Origin of the sequence: Aquamicrobium terrae (assembly GCF_040545735.1) — a bacterium.
Classification (GTDB): domain Bacteria; phylum Pseudomonadota; class Alphaproteobacteria; order Rhizobiales; family Rhizobiaceae; genus Mesorhizobium; species Mesorhizobium terrae_A.
Genome location: NZ_JBEPML010000026.1, coordinates 1 through 24,580, shown reverse-complemented (window position 1 = coordinate 24,580; position 24,580 = coordinate 1). Strand labels below are relative to the sequence as shown.

At 61.7% G+C, this 24,580-nt stretch carries 22 protein-coding genes; 8 read left to right on the top strand and 14 right to left on the bottom strand.

The window, feature by feature from the left end; genetic code table 11:
- Window positions 1–4: 4 nt before the first annotated feature.
- The 3 genes from ABID37_RS23925 to ABID37_RS23915 all read right to left on the bottom strand — a co-directional run bounded on the left by ABID37_RS23925 (window position 5) and on the right by ABID37_RS23915 (window position 4,432).
- The gene (locus tag ABID37_RS23925) at window positions 5–973 is read right to left on the bottom strand and encodes an ABC transporter permease (RefSeq protein ID WP_354199435.1); all 969 of its coding nucleotides are present in this window, start codon (window positions 971–973) and stop codon (window positions 5–7) included.
- Window positions 974–1,034: 61 nt separating this feature from the next.
- Complete coding sequence (locus tag ABID37_RS23920) at window positions 1,035–2,597, bottom strand: ABC transporter substrate-binding protein (protein ID WP_354199433.1); 1,563 nt, start codon at window positions 2,595–2,597, stop codon at window positions 1,035–1,037.
- Between the two features lie 254 nt (window positions 2,598–2,851).
- Window positions 2,852–4,432 (bottom strand): ABC transporter substrate-binding protein, encoded by a 1,581-nt coding sequence (locus tag ABID37_RS23915; RefSeq protein ID WP_354199431.1) that lies wholly within the window; start codon window positions 4,430–4,432, stop codon window positions 2,852–2,854.
- A gap of 181 nt (window positions 4,433–4,613) precedes the next feature.
- On the opposite strand from ABID37_RS23915, the gene ABID37_RS23910 reads away from it, so the two are divergent.
- Window positions 4,614–6,089 (top strand): amidohydrolase family protein, encoded by a 1,476-nt coding sequence (locus ABID37_RS23910; RefSeq protein WP_354199429.1) that lies wholly within the window; start codon window positions 4,614–4,616, stop codon window positions 6,087–6,089.
- 84 nt (window positions 6,090–6,173) lie between these two features.
- Here ABID37_RS23910 and ABID37_RS23905 read toward each other — a convergent pair whose 3' ends face one another.
- Genes ABID37_RS23905 through ABID37_RS23895 form a run of 3 tightly spaced genes read right to left on the bottom strand, consistent with a single transcriptional unit; the run spans window position 6,174 to window position 9,642 of the window.
- The gene (locus tag ABID37_RS23905; protein WP_354199427.1) at window positions 6,174–6,881 is read right to left on the bottom strand and encodes a sulfite exporter TauE/SafE family protein; all 708 of its coding nucleotides are present in this window, start codon (window positions 6,879–6,881) and stop codon (window positions 6,174–6,176) included.
- Window positions 6,878–8,278 (bottom strand): amidohydrolase family protein, encoded by a 1,401-nt coding sequence (locus ABID37_RS23900; RefSeq protein WP_354199425.1) that lies wholly within the window; start codon window positions 8,276–8,278, stop codon window positions 6,878–6,880. Before ABID37_RS23900 ends, ABID37_RS23905 begins: the two co-directional genes overlap by 4 nt.
- Window positions 8,275–9,642, bottom strand: coding sequence for a uracil-xanthine permease family protein (locus ABID37_RS23895; RefSeq protein WP_354199423.1), 1,368 nt, complete (start codon window positions 9,640–9,642; stop codon window positions 8,275–8,277). The genes ABID37_RS23900 and ABID37_RS23895 overlap by 4 nt, the downstream gene beginning before the upstream one ends.
- A 138-nt stretch (window positions 9,643–9,780) precedes the next feature.
- Here ABID37_RS23895 and ABID37_RS23890 point away from each other — a divergent pair, with 138 nt between their 5' ends.
- Window positions 9,781–10,791 carry a substrate-binding domain-containing protein gene (locus ABID37_RS23890; RefSeq protein ID WP_354199421.1) on the top strand — a complete coding sequence of 337 codons (1,011 nt, stop codon included), beginning with the start codon at window positions 9,781–9,783 and terminating at the stop codon, window positions 10,789–10,791.
- Between the two features lie 12 nt (window positions 10,792–10,803).
- On the opposite strand, the gene ABID37_RS23885 is transcribed toward ABID37_RS23890, so the two are convergent.
- From ABID37_RS23885 to ABID37_RS23850, 8 genes are all read right to left on the bottom strand, one after another.
- Window positions 10,804–11,646, bottom strand: coding sequence for a MurR/RpiR family transcriptional regulator (locus ABID37_RS23885; RefSeq protein WP_354199419.1), 843 nt, complete (start codon window positions 11,644–11,646; stop codon window positions 10,804–10,806).
- Between the two features lie 68 nt (window positions 11,647–11,714).
- Window positions 11,715–12,464, bottom strand: coding sequence for an amino acid ABC transporter ATP-binding protein (locus ABID37_RS23880; RefSeq protein WP_354199521.1), 750 nt, complete (start codon window positions 12,462–12,464; stop codon window positions 11,715–11,717).
- Between the two features lie 80 nt (window positions 12,465–12,544).
- The gene (locus ABID37_RS23875) at window positions 12,545–13,315 is read right to left on the bottom strand and encodes a transporter substrate-binding domain-containing protein (protein WP_354199417.1); all 771 of its coding nucleotides are present in this window, start codon (window positions 13,313–13,315) and stop codon (window positions 12,545–12,547) included.
- A gap of 13 nt (window positions 13,316–13,328) precedes the next feature.
- Window positions 13,329–14,015, bottom strand: coding sequence for an amino acid ABC transporter permease (locus ABID37_RS23870; protein ID WP_354199415.1), 687 nt, complete (start codon window positions 14,013–14,015; stop codon window positions 13,329–13,331).
- On the bottom strand, window positions 14,012–14,683 hold the full coding sequence (locus ABID37_RS23865) for an amino acid ABC transporter permease (protein WP_354199413.1): 672 nt from the start codon (window positions 14,681–14,683) through the stop codon (window positions 14,012–14,014). The genes ABID37_RS23870 and ABID37_RS23865 overlap by 4 nt, the downstream gene beginning before the upstream one ends.
- 41 nt (window positions 14,684–14,724) lie before the next feature.
- Window positions 14,725–15,606: a sugar phosphate isomerase/epimerase family protein gene (locus ABID37_RS23860; RefSeq protein WP_354199411.1), complete on the bottom strand. Its 882-nt coding sequence runs from the start codon at window positions 15,604–15,606 to the stop codon at window positions 14,725–14,727.
- Window positions 15,599–16,519, bottom strand: coding sequence for a PfkB family carbohydrate kinase (locus ABID37_RS23855; protein WP_354199409.1), 921 nt, complete (start codon window positions 16,517–16,519; stop codon window positions 15,599–15,601). Before ABID37_RS23855 ends, ABID37_RS23860 begins: the two co-directional genes overlap by 8 nt.
- Window positions 16,516–17,184: an aspartate/glutamate racemase family protein gene (locus ABID37_RS23850; RefSeq protein WP_354199407.1), complete on the bottom strand. Its 669-nt coding sequence runs from the start codon at window positions 17,182–17,184 to the stop codon at window positions 16,516–16,518. The genes ABID37_RS23855 and ABID37_RS23850 overlap by 4 nt, the downstream gene beginning before the upstream one ends.
- Between ABID37_RS23850 and ABID37_RS23845 the strand changes: the two genes are divergently transcribed.
- From ABID37_RS23845 to ABID37_RS23820, 6 genes are all read left to right on the top strand, one after another.
- On the top strand, window positions 17,162–18,352 hold the full coding sequence (locus ABID37_RS23845; protein WP_354199405.1) for a tagatose 1,6-diphosphate aldolase: 1,191 nt from the start codon (window positions 17,162–17,164) through the stop codon (window positions 18,350–18,352). The genes ABID37_RS23850 and ABID37_RS23845 overlap by 23 nt on opposite strands.
- Window positions 18,353–18,421: 69 nt before the next feature.
- Entirely contained in the window at window positions 18,422–19,693 is a 1,272-nt protein-coding gene (otnK, locus tag ABID37_RS23840) for a 3-oxo-tetronate kinase (protein WP_354199403.1), read from the top strand.
- On the top strand, window positions 19,690–20,328 hold the full coding sequence (gene otnC, locus ABID37_RS23835) for a 3-oxo-tetronate 4-phosphate decarboxylase (RefSeq protein ID WP_354199401.1): 639 nt from the start codon (window positions 19,690–19,692) through the stop codon (window positions 20,326–20,328). The genes otnK and otnC overlap by 4 nt, the downstream gene beginning before the upstream one ends.
- Before the next feature lie 182 nt (window positions 20,329–20,510).
- Window positions 20,511–22,460 (top strand): PrkA family serine protein kinase, encoded by a 1,950-nt coding sequence (locus ABID37_RS23830; protein ID WP_354199399.1) that lies wholly within the window; start codon window positions 20,511–20,513, stop codon window positions 22,458–22,460.
- A 19-nt stretch (window positions 22,461–22,479) separates the two neighbouring features.
- The gene (locus tag ABID37_RS23825) at window positions 22,480–23,799 is read left to right on the top strand and encodes a YeaH/YhbH family protein (RefSeq protein ID WP_354199397.1); all 1,320 of its coding nucleotides are present in this window, start codon (window positions 22,480–22,482) and stop codon (window positions 23,797–23,799) included.
- Window positions 23,799–24,580 (top strand): SpoVR family protein (locus ABID37_RS23820; protein WP_354199395.1); only part of this gene is annotated, 782 nt, incomplete at its 3' end. The genes ABID37_RS23825 and ABID37_RS23820, both read left to right, overlap by 1 nt.

Below are 24,580 nucleotides of genomic sequence, written 5' to 3'. Positions count from 1 at the left end.
CGTTTCAACGTGCAGTGCGCAAGCGGGGATCGATTACCGCATAGGCAATGTCCACCAGCGTGTTGAGCACAACGAAGATGAAGGAAATGATGCACAGGTAGGCCGCCATCACCGGAATATCGAGGAAGGTGACGGCTTGTATGAACAGCATGCCCATGCCTGGCCACTGGAACACGGTTTCAGTGATGAGCGCGAAGGCGATCAATGAACCGACGTTCATGGCGGTCATGGTCACGACCGGCATCAGGCAATTGCGCAGCGCATGGCGGAAATAGATGCGCCAGCGTGGAATGCCGCGGGCGCGGGCAAACTTCACATAGTCCGAGCGCAACACTTCCAGCATTTCAGCGCGCACAAGGCGCATCACCAGCGTGACCTGATAGAGAGAGAGCGCGATAGCCGGAAGCAGGATCGCCGCGCGGCCCGAAGGGGTGAGCAGGCCCGTCGACCACCAGCCGAACTGGACGACATCACCCCGCCCGAAGGCCGGGAACCAGCCCAATGACACGGAAAAGACCAGAATGAGCAGAATGCCGACAACGAAGCTCGGCAGGGACACGCCGACAATGGAAAGAAACTGTAGGCTTTCCGTATACCATTTTCCGCGCTTGATCGCTGTCAGCACGCCAAGCGGCATGCCGAACAGCAATGAAATGACGGTTGCGACCAGAACAAGCTCCAGCGTCGCGGGAAAACGCTCTCCGATGAGGGCAAGCACGTCCTGACCGTTGCGGTAGGAAATACCGAAATTGCCCTGCGCCGCATTGACCACGAACCGCGTATATTGCGTCAACAAGCCGTCGTTCAGACCAAGCCGCTCGCGCAGATTGTCGCGATCCTCCTGCGTCATCTGTTCATTGGCCATCATTTCGACGGGGTCGCCGGCCAGCCGGAAGATCAGAAAGGCGAGCAAGGCAACGGCCAGCATGACCATGACGGCGTTCGCCATACGCTTGATGATGAAAACCAGCATGGAAGTCCTCGGGTAACGGGGGCTTGGTAAGTCTCCTTGCCCCCGGAGCTCCGTGATTGGATCAGTCGGCGAACTGCGTCAGCCAATGACGCGGCTTGTTGTCCGGCAGTTGCACGATGTGAGCGATGTTGCCCGACATGACCCATGCCATGGGCTGTTGATGCAAGGGCAGCATGATGATCTCCTCCTTCACCTTATGCAGGGCCTCGGTCTGAAGCGCCAGACGCTTGGGGCGATCCATTTCGGTTGAAGCCTGCACGATCAGCTTGTCAATTTCAGGGTAGCTCCAGCCGCCCCAGTTGAAGACGCCGGCGTTTGCAGACTTGGTCTGGATCATCTGAAGAAGGATCGAATAGCTGTCCAGCATAGGCTCCGTCGCCCAGCCGATGAGATAGACATCGGCCAGGCCGCCGGTGCGCTTGGGCGCCTGCGCGGCGGTCGGCGCGATGTCGAGCTGTGGCTTGAAGCCGGCGCGGCTCAGCATGTTTACAAGCCCTTGGCACAATTCTTCCTCATTCACATAGGCGTCGGTCGTACAGACCAGCGTGAACGGCAGATCGGCAGCGCCAGCTTCCGCCAGGAGCTTCTTCGACAGATCCGGATCATAAGGCAGCGTGGTGTCCAGCTCCGCCACATAGCCCGGGATTTCGGGCGCGACGATGGCCCCTGCCGTGCGCGACTTGCCACGCATGACGCGCTTCTGGATCAGGTCACGATCGAGCGCATGGGCGAAAGCCTGACGCACGCGCAGATCATTGAACTTGTTGTCCGCGCCATTGGCCAGCTTGGGCTTGCGGTTGAAACCGACCATGATCGTGCGCAAATCGGTGCGTTCCATCACTTTGAGATCGGGCTGCGCCTGCAAGCGCGGCAGATCCTGGGATGGCGCGCTTTCGGTAAAGTTGATCTCACCGGAAAGAAGCGCCGCCACGCGCGTCGCCGCCGAGGTGATCGGCGTGAACTCGATGCAATCTATGTTGGAATTCGAAGACTTGTCCCACCAGTCAGCGCTCTTCACCAGAACGGTCTTGGAATCCGGCAAGCGACTTTCCAGTTTGAACGGGCCGGTGCCGTTGGTGTTGTAGGTTGCGTAGCCCTCAATCTTCGCGCCCACATCGGTCGGCTTTTCGGAATTGTTGTCCTTCAGCCATCCGGCATCAAATATGTGGATGTTCGTGAGGTCGTTGAGAAGCAGCGGATAAGGCCCGCTCAGCTCTATGTCGATCGTATGGTCATCGACCTTGCTCGAAGATTTGTAGGCCGGCAGGTTGCCGCGGAGCGGCGAAACCGGGTCGCTTACCCGCTTCAGCGAAGCCAGCACGTCGTCGGCGGTGAAATCCGCGCCATCGTGGAACTTGACGCCCTTGCGCAGATGAAAGCGCCAGACGGTTTCAGAGATGTTCTCCCAGGATTCCGCCAGCGCCGGCTCGATCTTCAACTCGGCATCGTATCGCACCAGGCCTTCGTAGACATGGTTGAGAAAGGCCAGCGTATAGCTGTCACCGTATGAGTAGGGATCGAGCGAATAAATATCGCGGGCCGCCCCCCATTTCAGCGTTTCTGCGTGGCTCGACAGGGTAAGCCCCGCCAGTATCGTGGCCGCGAGGCCCAGCTTCTTCAACATCGATTTGCTCCGCTTCTGGAAACCTGCGCCTCCTTTGCGGAGGTCTGCTTCTTTATGCAGTCAGTATGGCAGCCAACAAAAAGTTGTCAACTAGATTGTTGACAATCTTATGCCATTTGATTGTCTCCTATGTTGACAACATGCCCCTGTCCAAAAAGGGGCTGGCTGAAAAACCGGTTTCATGTCGTGCCGCATAACAAAAGAGCGCCTTACCGGGGCAAGGCGCTCCTTGTCGGAGATGCGAAGGGCGCGGCCTACTCAGCCATTTGCGTGTGCCAATGGCGCGGCTTGTTATCGGCACGGAAGTCGACGCTTTCAATCTTGTCCAGCATCGCCCAGGCAATCGGCTGCTGGTGAAGCGGGATCAGGATCGCCTTGTCCTTGGCGATCTTGAGGGCCTGCTCCTCCAGGGCGAGGCGCTTGGCGTTATCCGGCTCCTGGGCAGCCTTCTTTACCAGTTCGTCAAGCTCGGGATAGGACCAGCCGCCATAATTGGAGACACCGGTCGAACCGCTGCGCGTCGAGAGAACCTGCGACAGCAGCGAATAGGCATCGAGCGTCGGCTCGTTTGCCCAGCTCAGATTGAACATATCGGCCTTGCCGTTGGTGCGCTTCGGCTGCTGCACGGCACGCGGTCCCATGTCGATTGTTGGCTGGAAACCGCTGCGCTTGAGCATGTTTGCGATGCCCGAGCAGAAATCTTCCTCGTTGATGCTCTCGTCGTTCATGCATAGATAGGTGAAGGCGAGGCCCGTCTGGCCAGCTTCCTCGAGAAGCTTCTGGGCACGTTGCGCATCTACCGGCTGGTAGGTATCGAGCGCCGCCGCATAACCGGAGATTTCCGGTGCAATGAGCGAGCCCGATGGCCGCGCCAGACCTCGCATCACCTTCTGGTTGATGAGGTCGCGGTCGATGGATGCCTCCACTGCCTGTCGCACCCGGACGTCCAGGAACGGGTTTGGACGACCGTCCTCAAGCTTCTCCTTGCCGTTGAATCCGATGAAGACGGTGCGCAGTTCTGTGCGCTTGCTCACCTTGATGCCCTGAGACGACTCCAGACGCGGCAGATCCTGAACCGGAGCGGAATCCACCAGGTCGATCTCGTTGGAAAGAAGTGCGGCCACGCGTGTCGCTGCCGAAGAAATCGGGATGTACTCTATACGCTCCAGATTGTGTTTCTTCTCATCCCACCACTGGTCGTTGACCAGCAGAACGGTCTTTGAATCCGGAACGCGGCTTTCCAGCTTGAACGGACCGGTGCCGTTCGTGTTGTGCGTGGCGTAGTTTTCCGTATTGGACGCGATATCGGTCGGCTTCTCAGCGTCGTTGTCCTTCAGCCACTGAGCGTCGAACATGAAGATGTTGGTCATGTCGTTGAGAAACAGCGCCGTAGGGGCCGAGACTTCGACATCGACCGTATAGTCGTCGATCTTCTTGACGCCGACATAGAGCGGAATGTTGCCGCGCAACGGCGAAGTCGGGTCGGAAACGCGATTCATCGATGCGACCACATCGTCTGCGTTGAAGTCCGCCCCATCGTGAAACTTTACGCCCTTACGCAACGTGAAGCGCCAATATTTGTTGTCGACCAGCTTCCACTCGGTCGCCAGCGCCGGCTCGATCTCGAAATTGGGCCCGTAACGGATCAAGCCCTCGTAGATGTGATTGAGGAAAGCCAGATTGGACGTGGAGGGAACCGAATCCGGATCGAGCGAATAGATATCCGCGCGACTGCCCCACCTCAGCGTGGCCGCATCGGCCCGCGTTGCGATCGCTGGCAACGCGATGGCCGCCGCCGTCAGCATGGAAGCAACAAACCTGTTCAAGCGCGACATGCCCTCTCCCTCATATCGATAACAACCCTGGTTCACTGATGGGGCGGATGGATCGAAGTATCGAGGCCATAAATTTTATTGTCAACGAAATTGTTGGCAATTATCGTTACAAACATCGACAAGCAGGGAGGCAGCCAAAGCTCTGCCACGCCAGATGGAAGTTGGGGAAGAGGAGAACAGGATGGATGGCTATCTTCTGCTGCATGGCACGATCGTAACGGTCGACGGCCAACGCCGCATCATCGGTGACGGGGCGCTGGCGATATCCGGCACCAGGATTGTCGATATCGGATCATCGGATCGACTGGTCGCGCGCCATCCCGGAAAGAGGGTGCTCGACTGCCGCGGCAAGATGATCATCCCGGGCCTCATCGATGCCCACGGCCATGCCGGACATTCGCTCATCCGCAGCGTCGCCGCCGATACCAATGCGCTATGGATGCGCATCGTCACCCCGATGTACTACCATTACGTCACCCGTGACTACTGGTATGCGGACGGGCTTGTATCGGGTCTGGAAAGGCTGTGCGCAGGCGTGACGACGTCGGCCAGCATCATCACATCCATGCCACGCAGCGACGATCCGGCCTTCGCGATCAACCACGCACGCGCCTATTCGGAACTGGGCTTGCGCGAAATCATCTGTGTAGGCCCTGCCGGCCTGCCCTGGCCGCAGAGCGTAACACGCTGGGAAAGCGGCAAGCCCGAAAGGCATGCCGTTTCGTTCGAGGAGATGATCGAAGGTGCGGAATCCGTCATAGAGACGCTGAACGGCACTTCGGAAGGCCGCATCAAGGTCTTCCTAACGCCGTTCACCATCGTACCTTCTGTTGAACCTTCCAACGCTTCGACGCCCGACTGGGCGGTCAAGCTGACCGAAAACGACCGGATGCAGGCGCGGCGAATTCGTGAAACCGCGCGCAAATGGGGTGTACGCATCCATTCCGATGCCTTCGCCGGCCAGATCCGCATGGCTTGGCAGGACAAGGAGAATGCGCTGCTGGGCTCCGATGTGCATTTGCAGCACTGCTGGGGCATTTCGCATGAAGAGATAGACATACTGGCCGAAACGGGCACCCACGTCACCCATGCGCCGCCCGGGCGTTCAACTCCGATCATGGAGATGATGGCGCGCGGCGTACCGGTCGCGATCACTTCGGACGGGGCGGCACCAAGCCGGCATTTCGACATGTTCCAGATCGCACGCTCAGCACAATCCACCCAGCATATCCTGCACAATCATGACCGCTACATTCTGCCGCCCGGCAAGATCTTCGAAATGATAACCATCGATGCGGCCAAGGCCATCGGCATGGATGACGAGATCGGCTCCCTCGAAATCGGCAAGAAGGCCGACATCGTCGTTATCGACATGCGCAAGCCGCATCTGACGCCCAACTGGATGCCGGTTCACCGGCTGGTTCATCAGGTTCTCGGCAGCGATGTGGATAAGGTTTTCGTCAATGGAAAAATCCTCATGGAAGACGGCATTGTCCTAACCGCCGACATGCATGAAGCCCTGGCATTCGGCGAGGCGGAAGCAAAAGCCCTCATGGAGCGAGCCGGCCTGCAAGCGCACATGCACGAACCAGGCTGGGGGCAATTGCAACGTACTTTCACTGAGCCTGTGGCCCCGCCCTTCCCGCCACAGGTCTGACACGCCGAAAAATGCGGTCCCGGCGCGACCTTCGTGGTCGCCGCCACGCCGCCGATTGCGTCTCCCGGAGATCGGTTTCTGGGTTCATCGAACGATGAGAAACAATCCGCTGGCAATGGCGAAGGTCAGGACGCCAAGCCGGAGCCCGCGTCCGCCGATGCGATGGTGTGCCAACCGGGAGACGGCGCTTCCAAGCAGGACCGGCGGTGTCAGGTAGAGCGCAGCCAGAAGCTGCTCGGAGCCGATGCGCCCGGAAATGGCCAGGACGATCAGCGACATGACCTCGCCGACGAAAAAGCAGAGCGCCACTGTTGCCCGCAAGACCGGTGCCCCGGCGTGCTGGTAGAGCAAGGCGAGCGGCGGGCCACCGATGCCGGTGGCGGTCTCGGTGACGCCCGTGAACAGGCCCACACCCAGCGCGCTCGGCTTGTTGGGCGAAAAAGGCGGAGCGACCAGGGCAGCCCCGGCAGCGATTACGGTGAAGGCGCCGACAGCAAGATCGAGCTGGTCGAGCGATAGGGCGGCCAGCAGCCAGAGACCGGCGAATGTTCCCGCGAAGCGGCCGATCGTGATCCATGTCGCGCCCGACCAGTCGACATGCTCGCGCTCGCGCGCCGCGACATGCAGGTTGAGCGGCAGCATCAGGAGAAGCAGGGTGACCGGCAGCAGGTCAGGCTTCAGCATGCCGACGACCGGCGCGACGATCAGCGCGAAGCCGATGCCAAGCGTGCCCTGGATGAAGGCGGAGACGAAGGTCACGGCCGCCAGGATGGCGATAAGGCTCAAGCTCATTGATAGTGTCCGAGACCGCGATGGGCTTGCGAAACCGGGTGGATGCGCTGGATCGGCGCCTTGGCGATGGCCGCGGCCGTATCGCCGCGCACCTCCGCCAACAAGGCCCGCGCATCCCAATCAACAGGCCAGCCTTGCCAAAGCCGAAGCTGCCCGGCCGTGAAGACGGCGTCGATCTGGTCGCGGTTGCCGTAGCGGACGAGTTCCCACATCAGATCGTGCGAGGGCGTGAACTCCGGCCGATCGAGATCGACGAGCAGGAAATCGGCGGCAAGGCCCTCGGCGATCGAGCCGGTCACACCGGACAGGCCCGCGGCATGCGCGGCGCCTGTCGTCACCCGGTCGAGCCAGAGCCAGCCGCCGCCGCAGGACGAGTCCCCCGTGGCAAGGCCGAAGCCGGCACGCTGCAAGCCTTCGCCGGCATCCATCAGCCGGAAGCCGTCGGCGCGCGTTCCGTCCGTGCCGAGCCCGAAGCGGATGCCGAGCGCCGCCATCTGGAGCGCCGGGGCGACCGCGTTGCCCTTCCACAGGCTGGCCACCGGATTGTAGGCGATGGCGGTATCGGTCTCCCGCAGCAGATTGAGTTCGTGCGGCGTGATGAGCGTCGAATGCGCCAGCAGGACTTGGGGGCCGAGCGCCCCGAGATGTGCCAGATGCTCGATCGGCCGGCGCCCCCGCGCCACGAGCGAGCGCTCGACGGCGACGAGATGCTCGTTGACATGGGTCTGGAAGACCACGCCGTTTGCCGCCGCCATGTCGGAGACCGCCTTCAGCATCCCGTTGCTCGCCGCCTCCGGAATGGAGATCGCCAACGACGGGTGGATCAGCGGGTCATGCCGGTAGGCCGACAGGTGGTCCTCGGCCTGGCGCAGGATGACATCCGGTTCCGGAATCTGCGCGGTTCCGCCAAGATCGTTGCAAATGAAACCGACGACGCTGCGAAGCCCGACCTCCCTTGCAGCCCGCACCAGCGCGCCGATATGGCCTTCCGAACGGGTGCCGGCGTCGACGGCGGCGGTGAAGCCGCCGCGCAGGCATTCCAGCGCCGCGAGCTTTGCCGAGAGATAGACCATACGCTCGTCCAGGCTGCCCTCCAGCGGCACCCAGATCCGCCGGAAGATCTCCGACGGCTCCCCGAAGACCAGCGACTTGCCGAGCGATTGGGTCAGGTGCGTGTGGGTGTCGACAAAGCCGGGCATCAGCAGATGGTCGGGCAGATCGACCGGCGCAAGCTCCGGATGATCCCGGACCACGGCTTCCGCCGTGTCGACCCGGTGGAACATTCCGGCACGCACGACGACCGCCATGCCGGCGCGGGGGCCTTCCGGCAGCAGGACACGGCCGGGGCGCAGGAGAAGGTCACCGGCTCCGGACAGTTTCTCGCGGATTGCGCTCACTCGTTTGCTCCTTGGGCGGTGGATCGCAGGGAGGGCACCGCCTCTGCGCGATGCTTGTCGACACCGTTATGGGAAAAGAAGGCATTGACGATGACGGCTGTGATGGTGCCGGCGGCAAGCCCGTTGCCGAGGATCATCTGGACCCATTGCGGGAACTGGCTGTAGACGCCGGGCACCAGGATCGGGAGAAGCCCGATCGACAGGGCCGCAGCCAGGGTGAACATCGGCCCGTGCTCGCGCAGGTCGACACGGCGCAGAAGATCAATGCCGATGACGCCGATGATGGAGAAGACAATGACCGCCGTACCGCCGACGACGGGTTCCGGCAAGGCCGTCGCCATCCGTCCGATCGGCGCGACCAGGGCGATCAGCACCAGGATGGCGCCGGCCATCGCCGTCACGTAGCGCGACTTGACGTTGGTCGCCCGCACGATGCCGACATTCTCGCCGCTGGTGATGATCAGGGAGGTGCCGAACAGTCCGCCGACCAGCGACATCAGCGCATCACCACGAATGGTCGCCGGGACGATCGCATGCGCATCGCCGCGGCGGCCGGCGATTTCGGCCGTCGCGATGGTCTGACCGGTCGCTTCCGCCATGGAAATGATCGAGAACACGATGAGCGGAATGGCGGCGATGACATCGAATTTCGGCATGCCGAAGGGAAAAAGCTGCGGAACGGCAATAACCGGACCGGCAAGCACGCCAGACAGATCCATATGGCCGAGGGCAAGCGCCACGAGCGAGCCCGCCACGAGGCCCAGCATGACAGCAAGGCGTCTGAGCGTGCCGGAAAAGACGCGCGCAGCAACAATGGTGAGAACGATGGTGAGCAGGGCCAGCCCGACCTCAACCGGCGCGGCAAAGCCTTCGGTTCCGGGCTTGCCAGTGATCGTCACGCCGTAGATGCGCACCAGGTTGACCGAGACCAGCAGCAGCATCGTTCCCACGACGATGGGCGGGAAATAGCGCAGGAGCCGGCGAAACACCGGCAGCGCGATAAAATAGAACAGTGCCGTCATGATGACGGCGCCCACCGCCGTCTGGACGTCTGTCTGCTGCGCGATGGCCAGGAAGATGGCGATCGGCGCGCCGCCGGGCACCATGATGAAAGGCAAGCGCGCACCAAAACCCTTCGGCCCGAAACTCTGCAACATGGAGCCTACGCCGCAGACGAAGAAAGTGGCGCTGATGAGCGAAACCGTCACGGCATCGGAAAAGCCAAGCGCCTTGCTCACGAGAAAGACGGCAGTGATGGGCGACGCCGCCATCACCAGCACATGTTGCAGGCCGAACAGCACAAGGCTGCGTAATGGCAGTCTTTCGTCGGCCGGATCGACAACTCCATTCATTTTATTATGCATGTTTCCTCCTCCCGGCCTCCTCAAGCCGTGTATGCAAATCGTTTTGCATAGCAGATTCCGTAGCACAGTTTTTGCCTCGTGCAAATCGTTTTGCGTAGCTGCCAACGGCGTGCTAGGACAAATTTCGCTGGAGGCATCATGGGGAAACCGACAATCGCCGACCTTGCCAAGGCGGCAGGCGTATCCGTTACCACCGTATCGCACGCGTTCAGCGGCCGGCGCTATGTCGAGCCGGAAACACGCAAGCGCATCGAGGTGCTCGCCCACGAGATCGGCTACCGCCCCAATCACCGGGCTCAGCGTTTGCGAACCGGCCGGGCAGGGTCGATCGCCCTCGTCTCATCCATGCCTTTCGCCGTGGCTGCCGGCCCTTCGCGGCTGGGTTTCTTGATGGAGATCGCGGCCGCCGCCGCCGTCACTGCCTTTTCGCGTGGCATTTCCCTTTGCCTCGTACCGCCGCTCGGGCCGCGCGACAGCCTCGAGGCGCTCGAAGTGGATGGCGCCATCGTTGTCGAGCCGGAACGCGATGATCCGGTGCTGGATTTCTTTTCCGATCGCGGTGTGAATGTCGTCTGCATCGGACGCGCGCCCGGGCGAGACGACCTTCCCTTCGTGGATTTGCAGAGCGGAGCGACGGCGCATCTTCTGCTCGACCACCTGTTTTCAGGTGGCGGCCGCGTCGGCCTGATCACAGGTCTGCAAAGGCGCAATTCCTATATCGAGATGGAAGCCGCCTATGCGGAGCGCATGGCGCAAGCCGGCTCCTCACCCCTTGCCATCCGCGTCGATGAACGGGGCGGCGAACAGGCCGCGGCCGAGGCAGCCGAACGCCTGCTGCGGGCAGAGCCCACCATTTCGGCCCTATGCGTGCCGGTCGACGCCTTCGCGACCGGCGTCTTGAGTGCGGCGCGCGCCATGGGGCGCAGGGTCCCCGAAGACCTTCGGCTCGCCACCCGTTATGACGGCATGCGCGCCAAGCTGGCCACGCCTCCCCTCACCGCGGTCGATCTGCATCTGGACCATGTGGCGGCCGCAGCGGTCGACCTGCTCCTGGCCCGCCTGGGGCAGACCAGCGCCGAACCAGCCGTTATTTCACCCCCAAGCCTGGTGCTGCGCCCCTCCTCGGTGATGTCGCTGGAAACAGATTAAGGGCGAACCAACCTAGCCGTCGGTCTGTGCCAGATCGGCTGCAATGCTGATGGCGATCGCCTGGACAAGGCACATTTGCGCGACCAGCGACGTGAACCCCAGATAGTGGACGTCACGGACCACGATCGACGTATCGGCACGTTTCGCGAGAGGGCTATAGTCGCTATCCGTCAGGGCGACGACATCGTGTCCGCCCTGTTTTGCCGAATCGACCAGAGCAAGCACTTCCGTCGAATATGGGTGCATGCTTATCGCAACGAGCAGATCCCCCTTGCGCATGAGACGGATCTCGTCCTGCAGCGTCCCGCCGGCGCCAACCAGGAGCCGGGTGCGCAGATTGGCCCGCATCAGGGCGTAGGAAAGATAGTTGGCGACCGCATGCGAGCGGCGTTGGCCAAGAATGAAAATCTCCGAGGCCTCCGTGAGGCGGCGTGCGAACCGGTTGACCGTTTCCTCATCGATGCTTGTGGCGAGGTGGCTAAGGGCATCGGCGTTTATGGCGGCGAACCCCCGGACGAAATCGACCGGCTTCGACGCCACGCTCGAATCCGGAAAGTCACGCTGGAGATGCTTGATGCGCTCGCCATAAGTCGGCGACTGGTCGGCAATGGCGGCTCGAAACACCTTCTGAAAATCGGAAAAGCCGGAGAAACCGAAATGCTTCGCCAGACGCATGAAGACGGAAGGTTGCACGTCCGCATTTTTCGCCAAGGCGGTAATGGATTGGAGAGCGACGTCGTTGGGATGTTCGAGCACATAGGTGCCGGCCTGCTGAAGGCGGGCACTCAAACCATCAAGCTCCTGCTGAATGGATTGCAGGACATCGTCAACTCTGCGCGCTTGTCCGGCCTTCATCGCACCTCGCCGCTGTTCCTATCGTTACATTTCGTTTCTGTACAGACCGATCGCCCAACCGGCACCCCTCAATGCAGAAGTTGCGACAGGAAAAGCTTGCTTCGTTCGTTCGCCGGATTCTCGAAGAAATCCTGCGGGTTGTTTTCTTCGACAATCCTGCCCTTGTCCATGAAGATCACGCGATCGGCGACTTGGCGGGCGAAGCCCATCTCATGAGTGACCACGATCATCGTCATTCCGTCTTGCGCAAGCCCGACCATGGTATCCAGAACCTCTTTCACCATTTCGGGATCGAGAGCCGAGGTCGGTTCGTCGAAAAGCATGACCTTGGGGCTCATGCACAGCGCCCGGGCAATGGCCGCGCGCTGCTGCTGGCCGCCGGAAAGCTGGCCCGGATATTTCGACGCCTGGTCGGGAATCTTCACGCGCTCCAGAAATGCCATGGCCTTTGCCTCCGCATCCTTGCGCTTCATCTTGCGAACGGTCAGCGGCGCCAGCGTGCAGTTCTCCAGGATGGTAAGATGAGGGAAAAGGTTGAAGCCCTGAAAGACCATGCCGATTTCGCTCAACGGACCGCTGAGCTGCCTGATGCGGTCGGTCAGTTCCACGCCATTGACGACGATTCTGCCTGTCTGGTGATGCTCCAGGCGATTGAGGCAGCGGATAAGGGTCGATTTGCCCGAGCCGGATGGCCCGCATACGACGATGCGCTCACCGGCACTGATCTTGAGATTGATGTCCTGAAGGACATGAAAGTCGCCATACCATTTGCCGACGTCTTCCATCAGGATCATTGCATCATGTGTCTCGATACGCATCGCCACTCCTTGCAGACCGCCCCTTGCGGCCATCGGGGATGGCCGGACGCCACTGCCTGGCGTCCGGCCTGCTCGAAAAATCAGTAGGGGTACGGCACGCCGTGCGCCTCGTGGATCGCCCGCAGCTCGCCGGTGAACTTCATATTGAAGATGAAGGTGTTGATCCACTGGAGCAGGTTCCACTGGTCCCGGCGCATGCCCACGGCCATCGGGTTGTCGCGGATGGAGAGCTTCACCTCGAACTGGTCGGGCGGCCCCTGGCGGATGGCGGCTTCTGCGGCCACATTGCCGATGACGAGCGCGTCGGCCTGCCCCGAATAAAGGGCCTGGATCGTGCCGGCATCATCGTCGAAGCGCATGATCTCCGCATCCGACGGTGCTACCGCCGTGAAGGCCACGTCCTGCGCATTGCCGCGAACGACCGCCACTTTCATGCCGGAAGTATCCTCGGCCTTCGAGACGGTGCGGTCCTTGCGGGCCACGATCACCTGCTGGGCGTTGGTATAGGGTTCGGAGAACGCAACCTGCAGGGCGCGTTCCGCCGTCGGCGCAAAGGATGCGATGACCACATCGGCGCGATTGTTCAGCAGCGTGGGAATGCGGTTCGGCCCCGTCACCTGCACGATGTTCAGCTTTACGCCAAGCCGCTCGGCCATCAGCTTTGCGATGTCGACGTCGATGCCAGCCGGCTCCATCGAATTGTCCAGCCCGCCATAGGGCGGGTTGGTAATGTCGATGGCGACCGACAAGGTTCCCTTCTTGACGATCTCGTCGGTCGTCTGGGCCTGGGCCATTACACAGCCGGCGATGGCCATGGTCGCGCCCATTATCAAAGACATCAATCTGCGCATGCGTTTCTCCTCCTCAAACAGTTTGCTTCCGGGTTTTGCCTGGGCGTGATCGCCGGGTGCGGTCGAGACCCTTCTCGAGCCGCCGGCTGAGTATCGAAATCGGCCAGCACAGCAGCATGTAGAGGCCGGCAACCACGCCATAGACGATGAAGGGGCTCAAAGTGACATTGTTGACCAGTTGCCCCGCCCTGGTGATTTCGGTGAAGCCGATCAGCGCCGTGACCGAGGTGCCCTTGATGAGCTGCACCACGAAGCCGACCGTCGGCGCGATGGCGATCCTGACCGCCTGTGGCAGGATGACGAGGCGAAGCTGGGCACCATAGGACAGGGCCAGCGCATGGGCGCCTTCCCATTGCCCGCGCGGCACCGCCTGGATCGAGCCCCGCCAGATTTCCCCCAGAAACGCCGCTGTATGCGCCGAAAGCGCGACGGCCGCGGCTGTCCAGGCATCGACGTTCACGCCGAAAAGCCCGATGCCGAAATAGACCACGAAGAGTTGCAAAAGCAGCGGCGTTCCCTGGAACAGCTCGATATAGCCGGCCGAAAGCAGGCGCATCCAGCGGGCGGATTGAATGCGCAGCAGCGCGACCAGCAATCCGCACACCCCGCCGACAACCAGCGCGACTGCGGTCAGCAGCAAGGTCCATTGCAGCGCGCTCAGGATAAACAGGAATTCAGACCATCCGAATGCGCGCATCACCAATGCCCTTTCCGCTCGTAGATGGACGAGTAGATGGCCCCGAATGCCAACCGGAAGAGGATCGACATTGCGAGATAGAGCCCGATCACGGTGAAGTAGACTTCGAAGCTGCGCAGGTTCTGCGACTGGATTGTGTTGGCGACGGCCGTCAGATCATTGGCGGAGATCGCGGACACCACGCTCGACCCCAGGAGAAGCATGATGAACTGGCTGGAAAGAGCCGGATAAACGGCCCGGACCGCCGGTGGCAGGACGATCTTGCGGAAGATCTGCACCTCGCTCAGGCCGAGAGCGAAACCGGCCTCGCTCTGGCCACGCGGGATCGATTCCACGCCGGCGCGCAGGATTTCGGCGGCATACGCACCGACATTGGCCGTCATCGCCACCAGAGCGGCATAGGTCGGATCAAGCCGGATGCCGAGGCTCGGGAGTCCGAAGAAGATAAAGAAGAGTTGGACCAGCAGCGGGGTGTTGCGGATGATCTCGACATAGAAGGAAACCAGCGTCGTTCCGATCCGGCCGCTGCGCATACGCACGAAAACGCACAGGATCGCGATCAGAAAGCCGAACAGACAGGAAATGGAGGTGAGCTTGACGGTGAGGCATGCCCCCCAAAGCAGTTGATCCATACTCTGCCAGACCGGACCGAAATCGAAATTGTAGGTCATTTCGCCTGTGCCCTTTCAGCCACGCCGCCTCCCGAGATGCCTCAAGGCCGCGTCGCGATGGCCCGCCGGGCCGAGGCAAGCTGGGTGCGGATGAAATCGCGGGCATGCGCGGCAATGTCGTCGGCGTCCTCCCACAGCGGCCGCCACAGCGACATGATCCCTGCAAGGGCCGGTTTGGTGCGGTTGCTGGTAAATGCCTCAAAGCCGATAGGCCCCGAATAGCCGATCTCTGCAAGGGCACGGAAGGTCGAGACGAAATCGACCTGACCCGATCCGAGATAGCCGCGATGGCTCTCGCTGACCTCGAAATAGCCGAGCTTGTGGCCACAGGCGCGGATAGCCTGGGCGATATCATTCTCTTCGATGTTCATGTGATAGGTGTCGAGATGCAGCAGCACATTGTCGGCGCCGATTGCCTCGATAAGAGCCAATCCCTGGGCGGCCGTGTTGACCAGATTGGTTTCGTAGCGGTTGGCTGGCTCCAGGGTGATGGTGATGCCCGCCGCCTTGGCAGCTTCGGCGCATCTGGCCAGGATTTCGATGCAGTGCCTGCGGCCCTCCGGTGTCGGCGCGACGGTGTATTTCGTCAGGGCCGAATAGATGATGCCGCCCATTTGCGTGGCGCCGATATCCCGCGCCATGGCGATCGCCTGCATAAGCCGGGCCTCGCCCTTTTGCGCGATTTCACAGTCGGCGCTCGAAATATCGGCGTCGAGCGACATGCCCATTGCGGCGCGCGTGCGCATGCCGTTGACCTCAAGCATCTTGACCAGCGCGGCCGGATCGATCGCCGACATGTCGCGCAAGGGAACGGCGATGATGTTGTAGCCGAGCGCGGCGGCCCGTTCGACGGCATGGTACCCGTCGTCCATGTTCCAGGGGCTCGACCAGGTGAAGGCGTGAATTCCCAACGGATTATGCATGGCTCATGGACCTGTAGGTGGTGGTTTCGATGGCATCGGCCTGCCGCCGATCCGGCAGCGACTGCCAGCCGGTACCGTTGAGGCATTTCGCGGCCGCGGCCGCGGAGGCAAATTTGAAGCAAGCTTCGATAGCCCTACGCTCGGCCACAGCGAGCGCAAAGGCTCCGTGAAAGACGTCACCCGCGCCGGTGGTATCGCGTGGGTTGATGCGCGGCGCGGGAAGACGGTGCTCCTGGCCATCGTCCAGCCACAGCACGCCATCGGCACCGAGGGTGACCGAAACCAACCCGTCGAAATGCCGCCCTGCTTCCGCCAGCGCCGATCCGACGCTGTCCTTGCCGGTGAAGGCGCACAACCCGGGCTGGGAGAAGATGATGTGGTCGGCCATCCTGCCCAGGACATCAACGGTTTCGGCATCTCCGATATCGGCATCCAGAACCGTAGGTGCGGCCAGACTGCGCGCTCGCTGAAAGGCCGTTGCGCCCCCTTGCGCCCACCTCAGATCGGCCAGCGCGACGGTTTCCGCACCGATGCTATCCAAGGGCAAATCCTCGGCGCTGACAGCAAAGCCGCTTCCGGGGAATGCGGCGATCAGGCGTTCGCCCGCCAAGTCCTTGAGCACCGCCGAACTGGGGGACGACCCTTCCTTGCAGCGAAGCAGGCCGCCTATACCGATCCCCGCCTCGACCAGGGCGTCGGACAGGAAATCGCCGACGCTGTCCCGGCCCAGCCTGCCCCAGAACTCGACCTTCGCGCCGAGCCTTGCCGCAGCGGCGGCTGCCGTCGCAGCCATACCGCCCGCGCAAAGGGAGCGGGAGGAGGCGACCACCTTGCCGCCTCCGGCACCTATGGCGGGCACCTCATAGACCTGATCGAGCGTCACGATACCGACGCAGGTGACACGGGCGCTCATTTGCCATCGCCCTTGCCGAAACGGCTGACAAGCTCCGCCATCAACGGACCGGGGCTGGAAAGGACGGCACGGCTGAGCGCGGCTTCGAGGTCGTCGCGCAGATGGGCAAGCGATGCCTGCGCAAGGACAAGGAGGTCACAGCGCCCGGAAAGCGTCGCAGCGCTGTCTGAAACCAGACGATCATGCGTTGCACGGTCGCCGCTACGGAGCGCATCGAATGCATCGGCGACCAGATGCGGCACGATCTCGACCTCGCGCCCGGCGACTGCCGCGTGCGTGGCCAGAAGCTGCCGGCTCGGCTCCACCGTGCTCGACGTGGTGCACAGAACGCCGATTATTTTTCCGTTCAACACGGCCGTGCGCGCCATCGGATCGTCGATCTTGATGATCGGCACATTGACCACCTGCCGGGCGACGTCGACCGCCGGAGAGGTGGAGGAACAGGTGAAGACGATAGCGGTTGCACCGGCATCCGCCGCCAGCTCCGCATGACCCACGACGCGCGACGTGATCGAGGTACCGGGACCGTGACGAAGCAGGTCCTGAAGCAGCGATTCATCGAGGGTGTGAAACACGTCGACACCCGGCAGGTGCTGGCTTGCCAGTTCGGCAAAGCGCGGCACCAGCGTTGCCACCGTGTGAATGAAGCAAAGGCGATCGGCCATCTTTCCTCCCGGTCGAATGAGGCCAATGAAAAATTCTTGTCATGACTACACTTTTGGAAAAATCTTGTCTATAGGAGAAAAATCACAAACGCATCGACAGCCGCAAAATTCGGGGAAGCACATGGAATTATCAGCAGGAAAGTATTGGTCGTTGCGCCGCCTAGCCGACGCCAACGGGTACTTCAAGATGACGGCGGTCGACCAGCGGCCGGGGGTGGAGGCGCTGGTCGCGTCGCGGCGGCCGGATGGCAAAAGCGCCTATGAGGACGTCGGCGCGATCAAGGAATTGCTGATCCAGGAATTGTCGCCCTATTCCTCGGCCATGCTGGTCGACCCCGGCTATGCCTTTCCCTATGGCTATCGCAGCCTCGACCCATCTAAGGGCCTGCTGGTCACGGCAGAACAGTGGGACTGCGAGGAAGATGCCGGGGGCCGGCGCACGCTGCTTTATCCGAACTGGTCAGTCGAGAAGATCAAGCGCATGGGCGCGGATGGGGTGAAACTCATGCTGTGGTATCGGCCCGATGCGTCGCCCGACACCTTGAAGCATCAGCAGGCGCTGGTGGAAGCCGTGGGTGCGGAATGCCGCCGCCACGACATTGCATTCCTTCTCGAGCCGCTGGTCCATCCCTTCCTGTCGGAGGCGGGTTCTCCGGAGTATCGCGAGGATCCCAACAAGCGGCCGGAAATGGTCATCGACACCGTCAAGGAGTTCCGCAAGGAGCGTTACGGGGTCGATATCTTCAAGCTGGAAACCCCCTTGCCGGCCAACACCATTGCCGATCCGGACGCTGACAGCCCCGAAAGCCGGTCCGCCCAGGAGTGGTTCAACCAGATCGATCTGCTGCTGGACCGCCCGTGGGTTATGCTTTCGGCCGGAGCCGGCATGGAACCATTCCGCCGCGTGCTCACCTACGCCTTCCGCGCCGGCGCCAGCGGCTATCTCGCGGGCCGGGCCATATGGTGGGGCGCCGCCGAGCAATTCCCCGACCTCGATGCGTTCCGGGCCCAGATACGCGCACAAGGCGTCCCCTACGCCGAGAAGATCCAGCACACCCTGCAGCAATATGGCCGGCCATGGACCGAAAAAATGGGGGTCAAGGGCGAGGTCAGGCTGAGCCATGCCGGCCCGTCCTTCTACGAAAATTATCCGGCCTGCCAGAGGTAAACGGACGGGATGGATGCAGGTGCCCTTCCGGCTTCAGGCTTACGGAGGGCGGAAAGGGGAACCGAACCGATGCTTCTTGGCGTGATAGCGGACGACTTCACCGGCGCAAGCGATGTCGCCAACACCATTTCCAAGGGCCTTCCGGGGCAAGGAGGGCTTCGCACCGTTCAATACCTCGACACGCCATCCTTCGGTGCACCCACCGATGTCGAGGCGGGTGTCATCGCGCTCAAGAGCCGGTCCATCGCCCCTCCGGAAGCGATCCGGCAGTCGCTGGAGGCGCTGGAGTGGCTGCTACGGCAGGGATGCCGGCAGATCCTGTTCAAATATTGCTCGACCTTCGATTCCACGCCGCAGGGCAATATCGGGCCGGTGGCCAAGGCCTTGGCACAAAGGCTGGGATCAAAGGGTGTTGTCGCCTGCCCGGCCTTTCCCGATACGGGCCGGCGGGTCTATCAGGGCCATCTCTTCGTCGGCGACCGGCTGCTCAATGAATCCGGCCTTGAGAACCACCCCCTCAACCCGATGACTGACGCCGACATCCGGCGCTGGCTGGCGCTCCAGACCAAGGAACCCGTCGGGCATATCGGCCTCGACACGGTACGTGCCGGCGCTTCGCGAATTGCCGAACGCCTGGCGGCCGCGGCCTCGCGGGGCGAGACCCTCGTGATCGTCGACGCCATCGCCAACGACGATCTCGTGGCCATCGGAAAAGCTGCCGCTGGTAGCCCCTTGATCACGGGCGGCTCCGGCGTTGCCATCGGCCTGCCCGGAAATTTCATCGCGCAGGGACTTGCCGGCGCGCATGACAGAGGTGTCGAAGGCATCAGCGGACCTGAGGCGATCCTTGCGGGCAGTTGCTCGGCCGCGACCCGCGAACAGATCGCCCTACACAAGACACGGCATCCCTCCCGTGCCATCGAGGTGAACGACGTCATCACCGGCAAGGTGACGGCGGGCGACCTGGCCGCTTTCCTGATCGAAAATACAGGCCGGGCACCCCTCGTCTATTCCTCATCGACACCTGAGAAAGTGACCTCCATTCAGCAGAAATATGGCCGGGATCGCGTCGCCGGCATGCTTGACGAACTGTTTGCGGAAACGGCGCGCCGGCTGGTGGACTCGGGCATCAGGCGTCTCGTCGTGGCGGGCGGCGAAACTTCCGGCGCCGTGGTGTCGGCGCTCGATCTGAAGGCGGTCGCAATCGGGCCGGAAATCGACCCGGGCGTACCGGTTCTGGTTTCGACAGGCAAAGATCCTGTTGCACTGGCCTTGAAGTCCGGCAATTTCGGCGCACCGGATTTCTTTGTAAAGGCTCTCGAAAGGCTGGCCGGACGATGAATGCTGAAAGCAGATTGCGCGAGAACCTGGCGCGGTTCGCCAAATCCCTGTTCGACAGGGGCTTTTCGGTCGGCTCCGCCGGCAATATCAGCGCCGCCCTCGATGACGGCTTCCTGATGACGCCGACAAATTCCTGCCTGGGTTTCCTGGACCCGGCCAGGATCAGCAAGCTCGACGCCGGCTGGCGTCATGTGTCGGGTGACAGGCCTTCCAAGGAAGCCTTCCTGCATAGGGCATTTTTCGAGACACGGCCGCAGACGGGTGCTGTCGTCCATCTCCATTCCACCTTCGCCACCGCCCTGTCGTGCATGGCCGATGTCGATCCAGAGAACTGCATTCCAGCAATGACGCCCTATGTGGTCATGCGTGTCGGACAGGTGAAGCTCCTCTCCTATTTTCGGCCGGGCGACGAATGCGCGGGCGATCTGGTGAGAGGACTCGGCGGCAAGCATGCTGCGGTTCTTCTAGCCAATCATGGCCCGGTTGTATCTGGCCGGGACCTGCCGTCAGCGGTTTTTGCGGCCGAGGAACTGGAAGAATCCGCAAAGCTTGCCGTCATCCTGCGCAACGAGCGTGTTCGCTACCTGACCCCCACCGAAGTCGAAGATCTGAAGACTGCCTTTCCCATCGGTTAATTTTCTGGTCCGCGGATCAGTCATCCGACTACGGCTACGACAATTGGCCGATCCATGATCAACTGAACGTCATTCCACCGTCACCTGACGCGATCTCCGTTTTGTGAAGGGAACCACTGGGGGTATCCTGTAGTTGATAGGATGGGAGGCCGGCTTCCGGACCGGCTTGATGTGAGGCAGCCATGACCCAGAAAAATACCGACGTCTTCGAACTTTTCTCGGAGATCTATGCCAATGCGGCCCAAGAGGAGATGAGCCTCCAGCAATACCTTCTGGCCTGCCGTGAAGACAAATCCCTGTATGCCTCCGCACCGGAGCGAATGGTCGAGGCGATCGGCGAACCGACATTGGTCGACACCAGCAAGGATGAGCGGCTGGGCCGGATTTTCTCGAACAGGACGATCAAGCTCTATCCCTCCTTCGCCGATTTCTACGGCATGGAAGACACCATCGAACGCATCGCCGGCTATTTCCGCTACGCCTCGCAGGGGCTGGAGGAACGCAAGCAGATCCTCTACCTGCTCGGCCCGGTCGGCGGCGGCAAGTCATCGCTGGCGGAGCGGCTGAAGAAGCTCATGGAGGAGCGGCCGATCTACACCTTGAAGGTCGGCAATGCGGTCAGCCCCATCTTCGAATCGCCGCTCGGTCTGTTCCATCCCGAGCGCATGGCCGATCTCCTGGAGGACAAATACGGGATCGCGCGGCGGCGGCTGAACGGCCTGATTTCGCCATGGGCGGCCAAGCGCCTGGACGAACTGTCCGGCGATATCTCCAAGTTCAGCGTGGTCAAGCTGATGCCGTCGCGGCTTCGCCAGATCGCCATCGCCAAGACCGAGCCCGGCGACGAAAACAACCAGGACGTTTCGGCGCTGGTCGGCAAGGTCGACATAAGGCAGCTCGAGAATTTCAGCCAGTCCGATCCGGACGCCTATTCCTACAGCGGCGGCCTGAACCGCACCACGCAGGGGCTGCTCGAATTCGTCGAGATGTTCAAGGCCCCGATCAAGGTTCTGCATCCCCTGCTGACCGCGACGCAGGAAGGCAGCTACAACGGCACCGAGAATTTCGGCGCGTTTCCGTATCAGGGCATCGTGGTGGCCCACTCAAATGAATCGGAATGGCTGCAGTTCAAGAACAACAGGAACAACGAGGCATTCCTCGATCGCATCTTGGTGGTCAAGGTGCCTTATTGCCTGCGCATCACCGAAGAGCGTCAGATCTATGAAAAGCTGTTGCGCGAGAGCGAACTGGCCGGCAGCCCCTGCGCGCCGGAGGTGCTCGACATTCTCAGCAGGTTCACGGTTTCGACCCGGCTGGCAGAGCACGACAACTCGCCGCTCTACACGAAGATGCGCGTCTACGACGGTGAAAACCTTAAGGAAATCGATCCCAAGGCAAAATCGGTCCAGGAATACCGCGATGCCGCCGGCGTCGATGAGGGCATGACCGGCGTCAGCACACGCTTCGCCTTCAAGATCCTGTCGCAGACGTTCAACTACGACACCAAGGAGGTGGCGGCCGATCCGGTCCATCTGATGTATATCCTCGAACAGGCGATCAAGCGCGAACAGTTTCCGAAGGAAGCGGAAGCCGCCTATCTCGACTTCATCAAGTCGGAACTCGCGACGCGCTATGCCGAGTTCATCGGCCACGAAATCCAGAAAGCCTATCTGGAATCCTACAGCGAATACGGCCAGAACCTGTTCGACCGCTACATCGCCTATGCCGACGCCTGGATCGAGGATCAGGACTACAAGGACCCCGATACCGGCCAGATCCTCAACAGGGACGTTCTCGACAACGAGTTGTCGCAGGTCGAGAAGCCGGCCGGGATCGCCAACCCGAAGGACTTCCGCAACGAGGTGGTGAAATTCACGCTGCGCGCGCGCGCCAGGAACAACGGCCGCAACCCGGCATGGACCAGCTACGAAAAGCTGCGCGAGGTGATCGAGAAACGGATGTTCGGCCAGGTCGAGGACCTGCTTCCGGTGATCAGCTTCGGCTCCAAGCAAGACAGCGTGACCGAGAAGCGGCATACGGAATTCGTCCAGCGCATGGTCGAGCGCGGCTACACCGAGCGGCAGGTCCGCCGGCTTGTGGATTGGTACATGCGGGTCAACAAGGCCGGCTGAGGCCAGCGGGGGGCTCGTCATGCCAATCTTCATCGACCGCCGCCTGAACCCGAAGGACAAGAGCCTCGGCAACCGCCAGCGCTTTCTCCGTCGTGTGCGCAACGAACTCAAGCGAAGCATCCGGGACCAGATACGTGCCGGCAGGATTGCCGATGTCGATGCCGACCATGTCGTTTCCATGCCGGCCACAGGCACGAGCGAGCCAAGCTTCAGCCATGCCGGGGACAGCGGCCAGCGCCGCCATGTCCTGCCGGGCAACAAGCAGTTCGTGCCCGGCGACCGGTTGCCCAAGCCCGGCCAGGGTGCCGGCGCTTCCAGTCCGGGATTGAAGGAGTCGGAAGACGACTTTCGCTTCGTGCTCTCGCGCAAGGAAGTGCTGGATCTCTTCTTCGAGGATCTGGAACTGCCCGATCTGGTCAAGGTCAACCTCAAGGAGATCCTTGCCTTCAAGCCGCGCCGGGCCGGCTTCACGGCGGCCGGCGCGCCGACCAACATCAGCGTCGGCCGCACCATGCGCAACAGCCAGGGCCGCCGTATCGCCCTCAAGCGCCCAAAGCAGGAGGAACTCGATGCCATCGCCCAGGAGATCGCGGCGCTTGAAATAGGCAGGCCGGACGCCGCGGCGCGCCAGCAGATTGCGCTGCTGCGCGAGGAACTCGAGAGGCTGGAACGCCGGCGCAAGCTCATCGCCTATGTCGACCCCGTCGACATCCGCTTCAACCGCTTCGACGCCCAGCCGGTGCCGAACGCCAACGCCGTCATGTTCTGCCTCATGGACGTGTCAGGCTCGATGGGCGAGCGTGAGAAGGATTTGGCCAAACGTTTCTTCGTGCTGTTGCACCTGTTCCTGAAGCGGCGCTACGACGCCACCGAGATCGTCTTCATCCGCCATACCCACGAAGCACAGGAAGTGGACGAGGAAACCTTCTTCTACAGCACGCAAAGCGGTGGCACGGTCGTCTCCACGGCGCTCGAGGAAATGCGCCGCATCATCGAGGAGCGCTACCCCAGCCGCGAATGGAACATCTACGCGGCCCAGGCATCGGACGGCGACAATTTCGCCACCGATTCCGAGCGCTGCATATCCCTGCTGGACGGCGAGATCATGCGCCTTTGTCAGTATTTCGCCTATGTCGAGATCATTGACGAACGCGAAAGCCACATCTTCGGCTCGACCGAAAACGGAACCTCCCTTTGGCACGCCTATGATACGGTCAGTGACCGATGGCCGAATTTCCAGATGACCCGCATCGCCACCGCGGCGGACATCTATCCGGTGTTTCGCCAGCTTTTCACCAGGCAGCCGGGCACCCCGGAACGGCCGGCGGGAAAACGCTGATGGCCAAGGCTGGCGCCAGATCCGGCTTGCTGTTTTCAGGCTCCGACTGGGATTTTCGGACATTGTCGCAGTGCTACGACGCAATCGAGGCAGTCGCGATCGAAGACCTTCACCTGGACGTCTACCCTGTCCAGATGGAGATCATCTCGTCGGAGCAGATGCTCGACGCCTATTCCTCCGTCGGCATGCCGCTGATGTATCGCCACTGGTCGTTCGGCAAGCACTTCCTCTATCAGGAATTGCTCTATCGCAAGGCCGGGCGCGGGCTCGCCTATGAACTGGTCATCAACTCCAATCCCTGCATCGTTTACCTGATGGAGGAAAACACCATGGCCCTGCAGGCCCTGGTGACCGCTCATGCCGCGCTTGGCCATAACCATTTCTTCAAGAACAACTACCTGTTCCGGCAATGGACCGACGCGGCCTCGATACTGGGCTATCTGGATTTCGCCAAGAACTTTATCGCCAGTTGTGAGGAACGCCATGGCCTTGCCCAGGTGGAAGCCATTCTCGATGCAGCCCATGCCCTGATGGAACAAGGGGTGTTCCGCTATCGGCGCCCGCCGAAGCTGTCCTCTGAAAGGCAGGACCAGGGCGCGCGCGAGCGCTTCGAATATCAGGAACGCTCCTACAACGACCTGTGGCGTACCCTGCCGCCGTCGGTGGACGCCAAGGGTGGCAGGGTGGACGACAGCGCGGCCGAGCGGAAGAGCGCGCTCAATCTTCCTGAGGAAAACCTGCTCTACTTCCTTGAGAAGAACAGTCCCGCGCTCGAACCCTG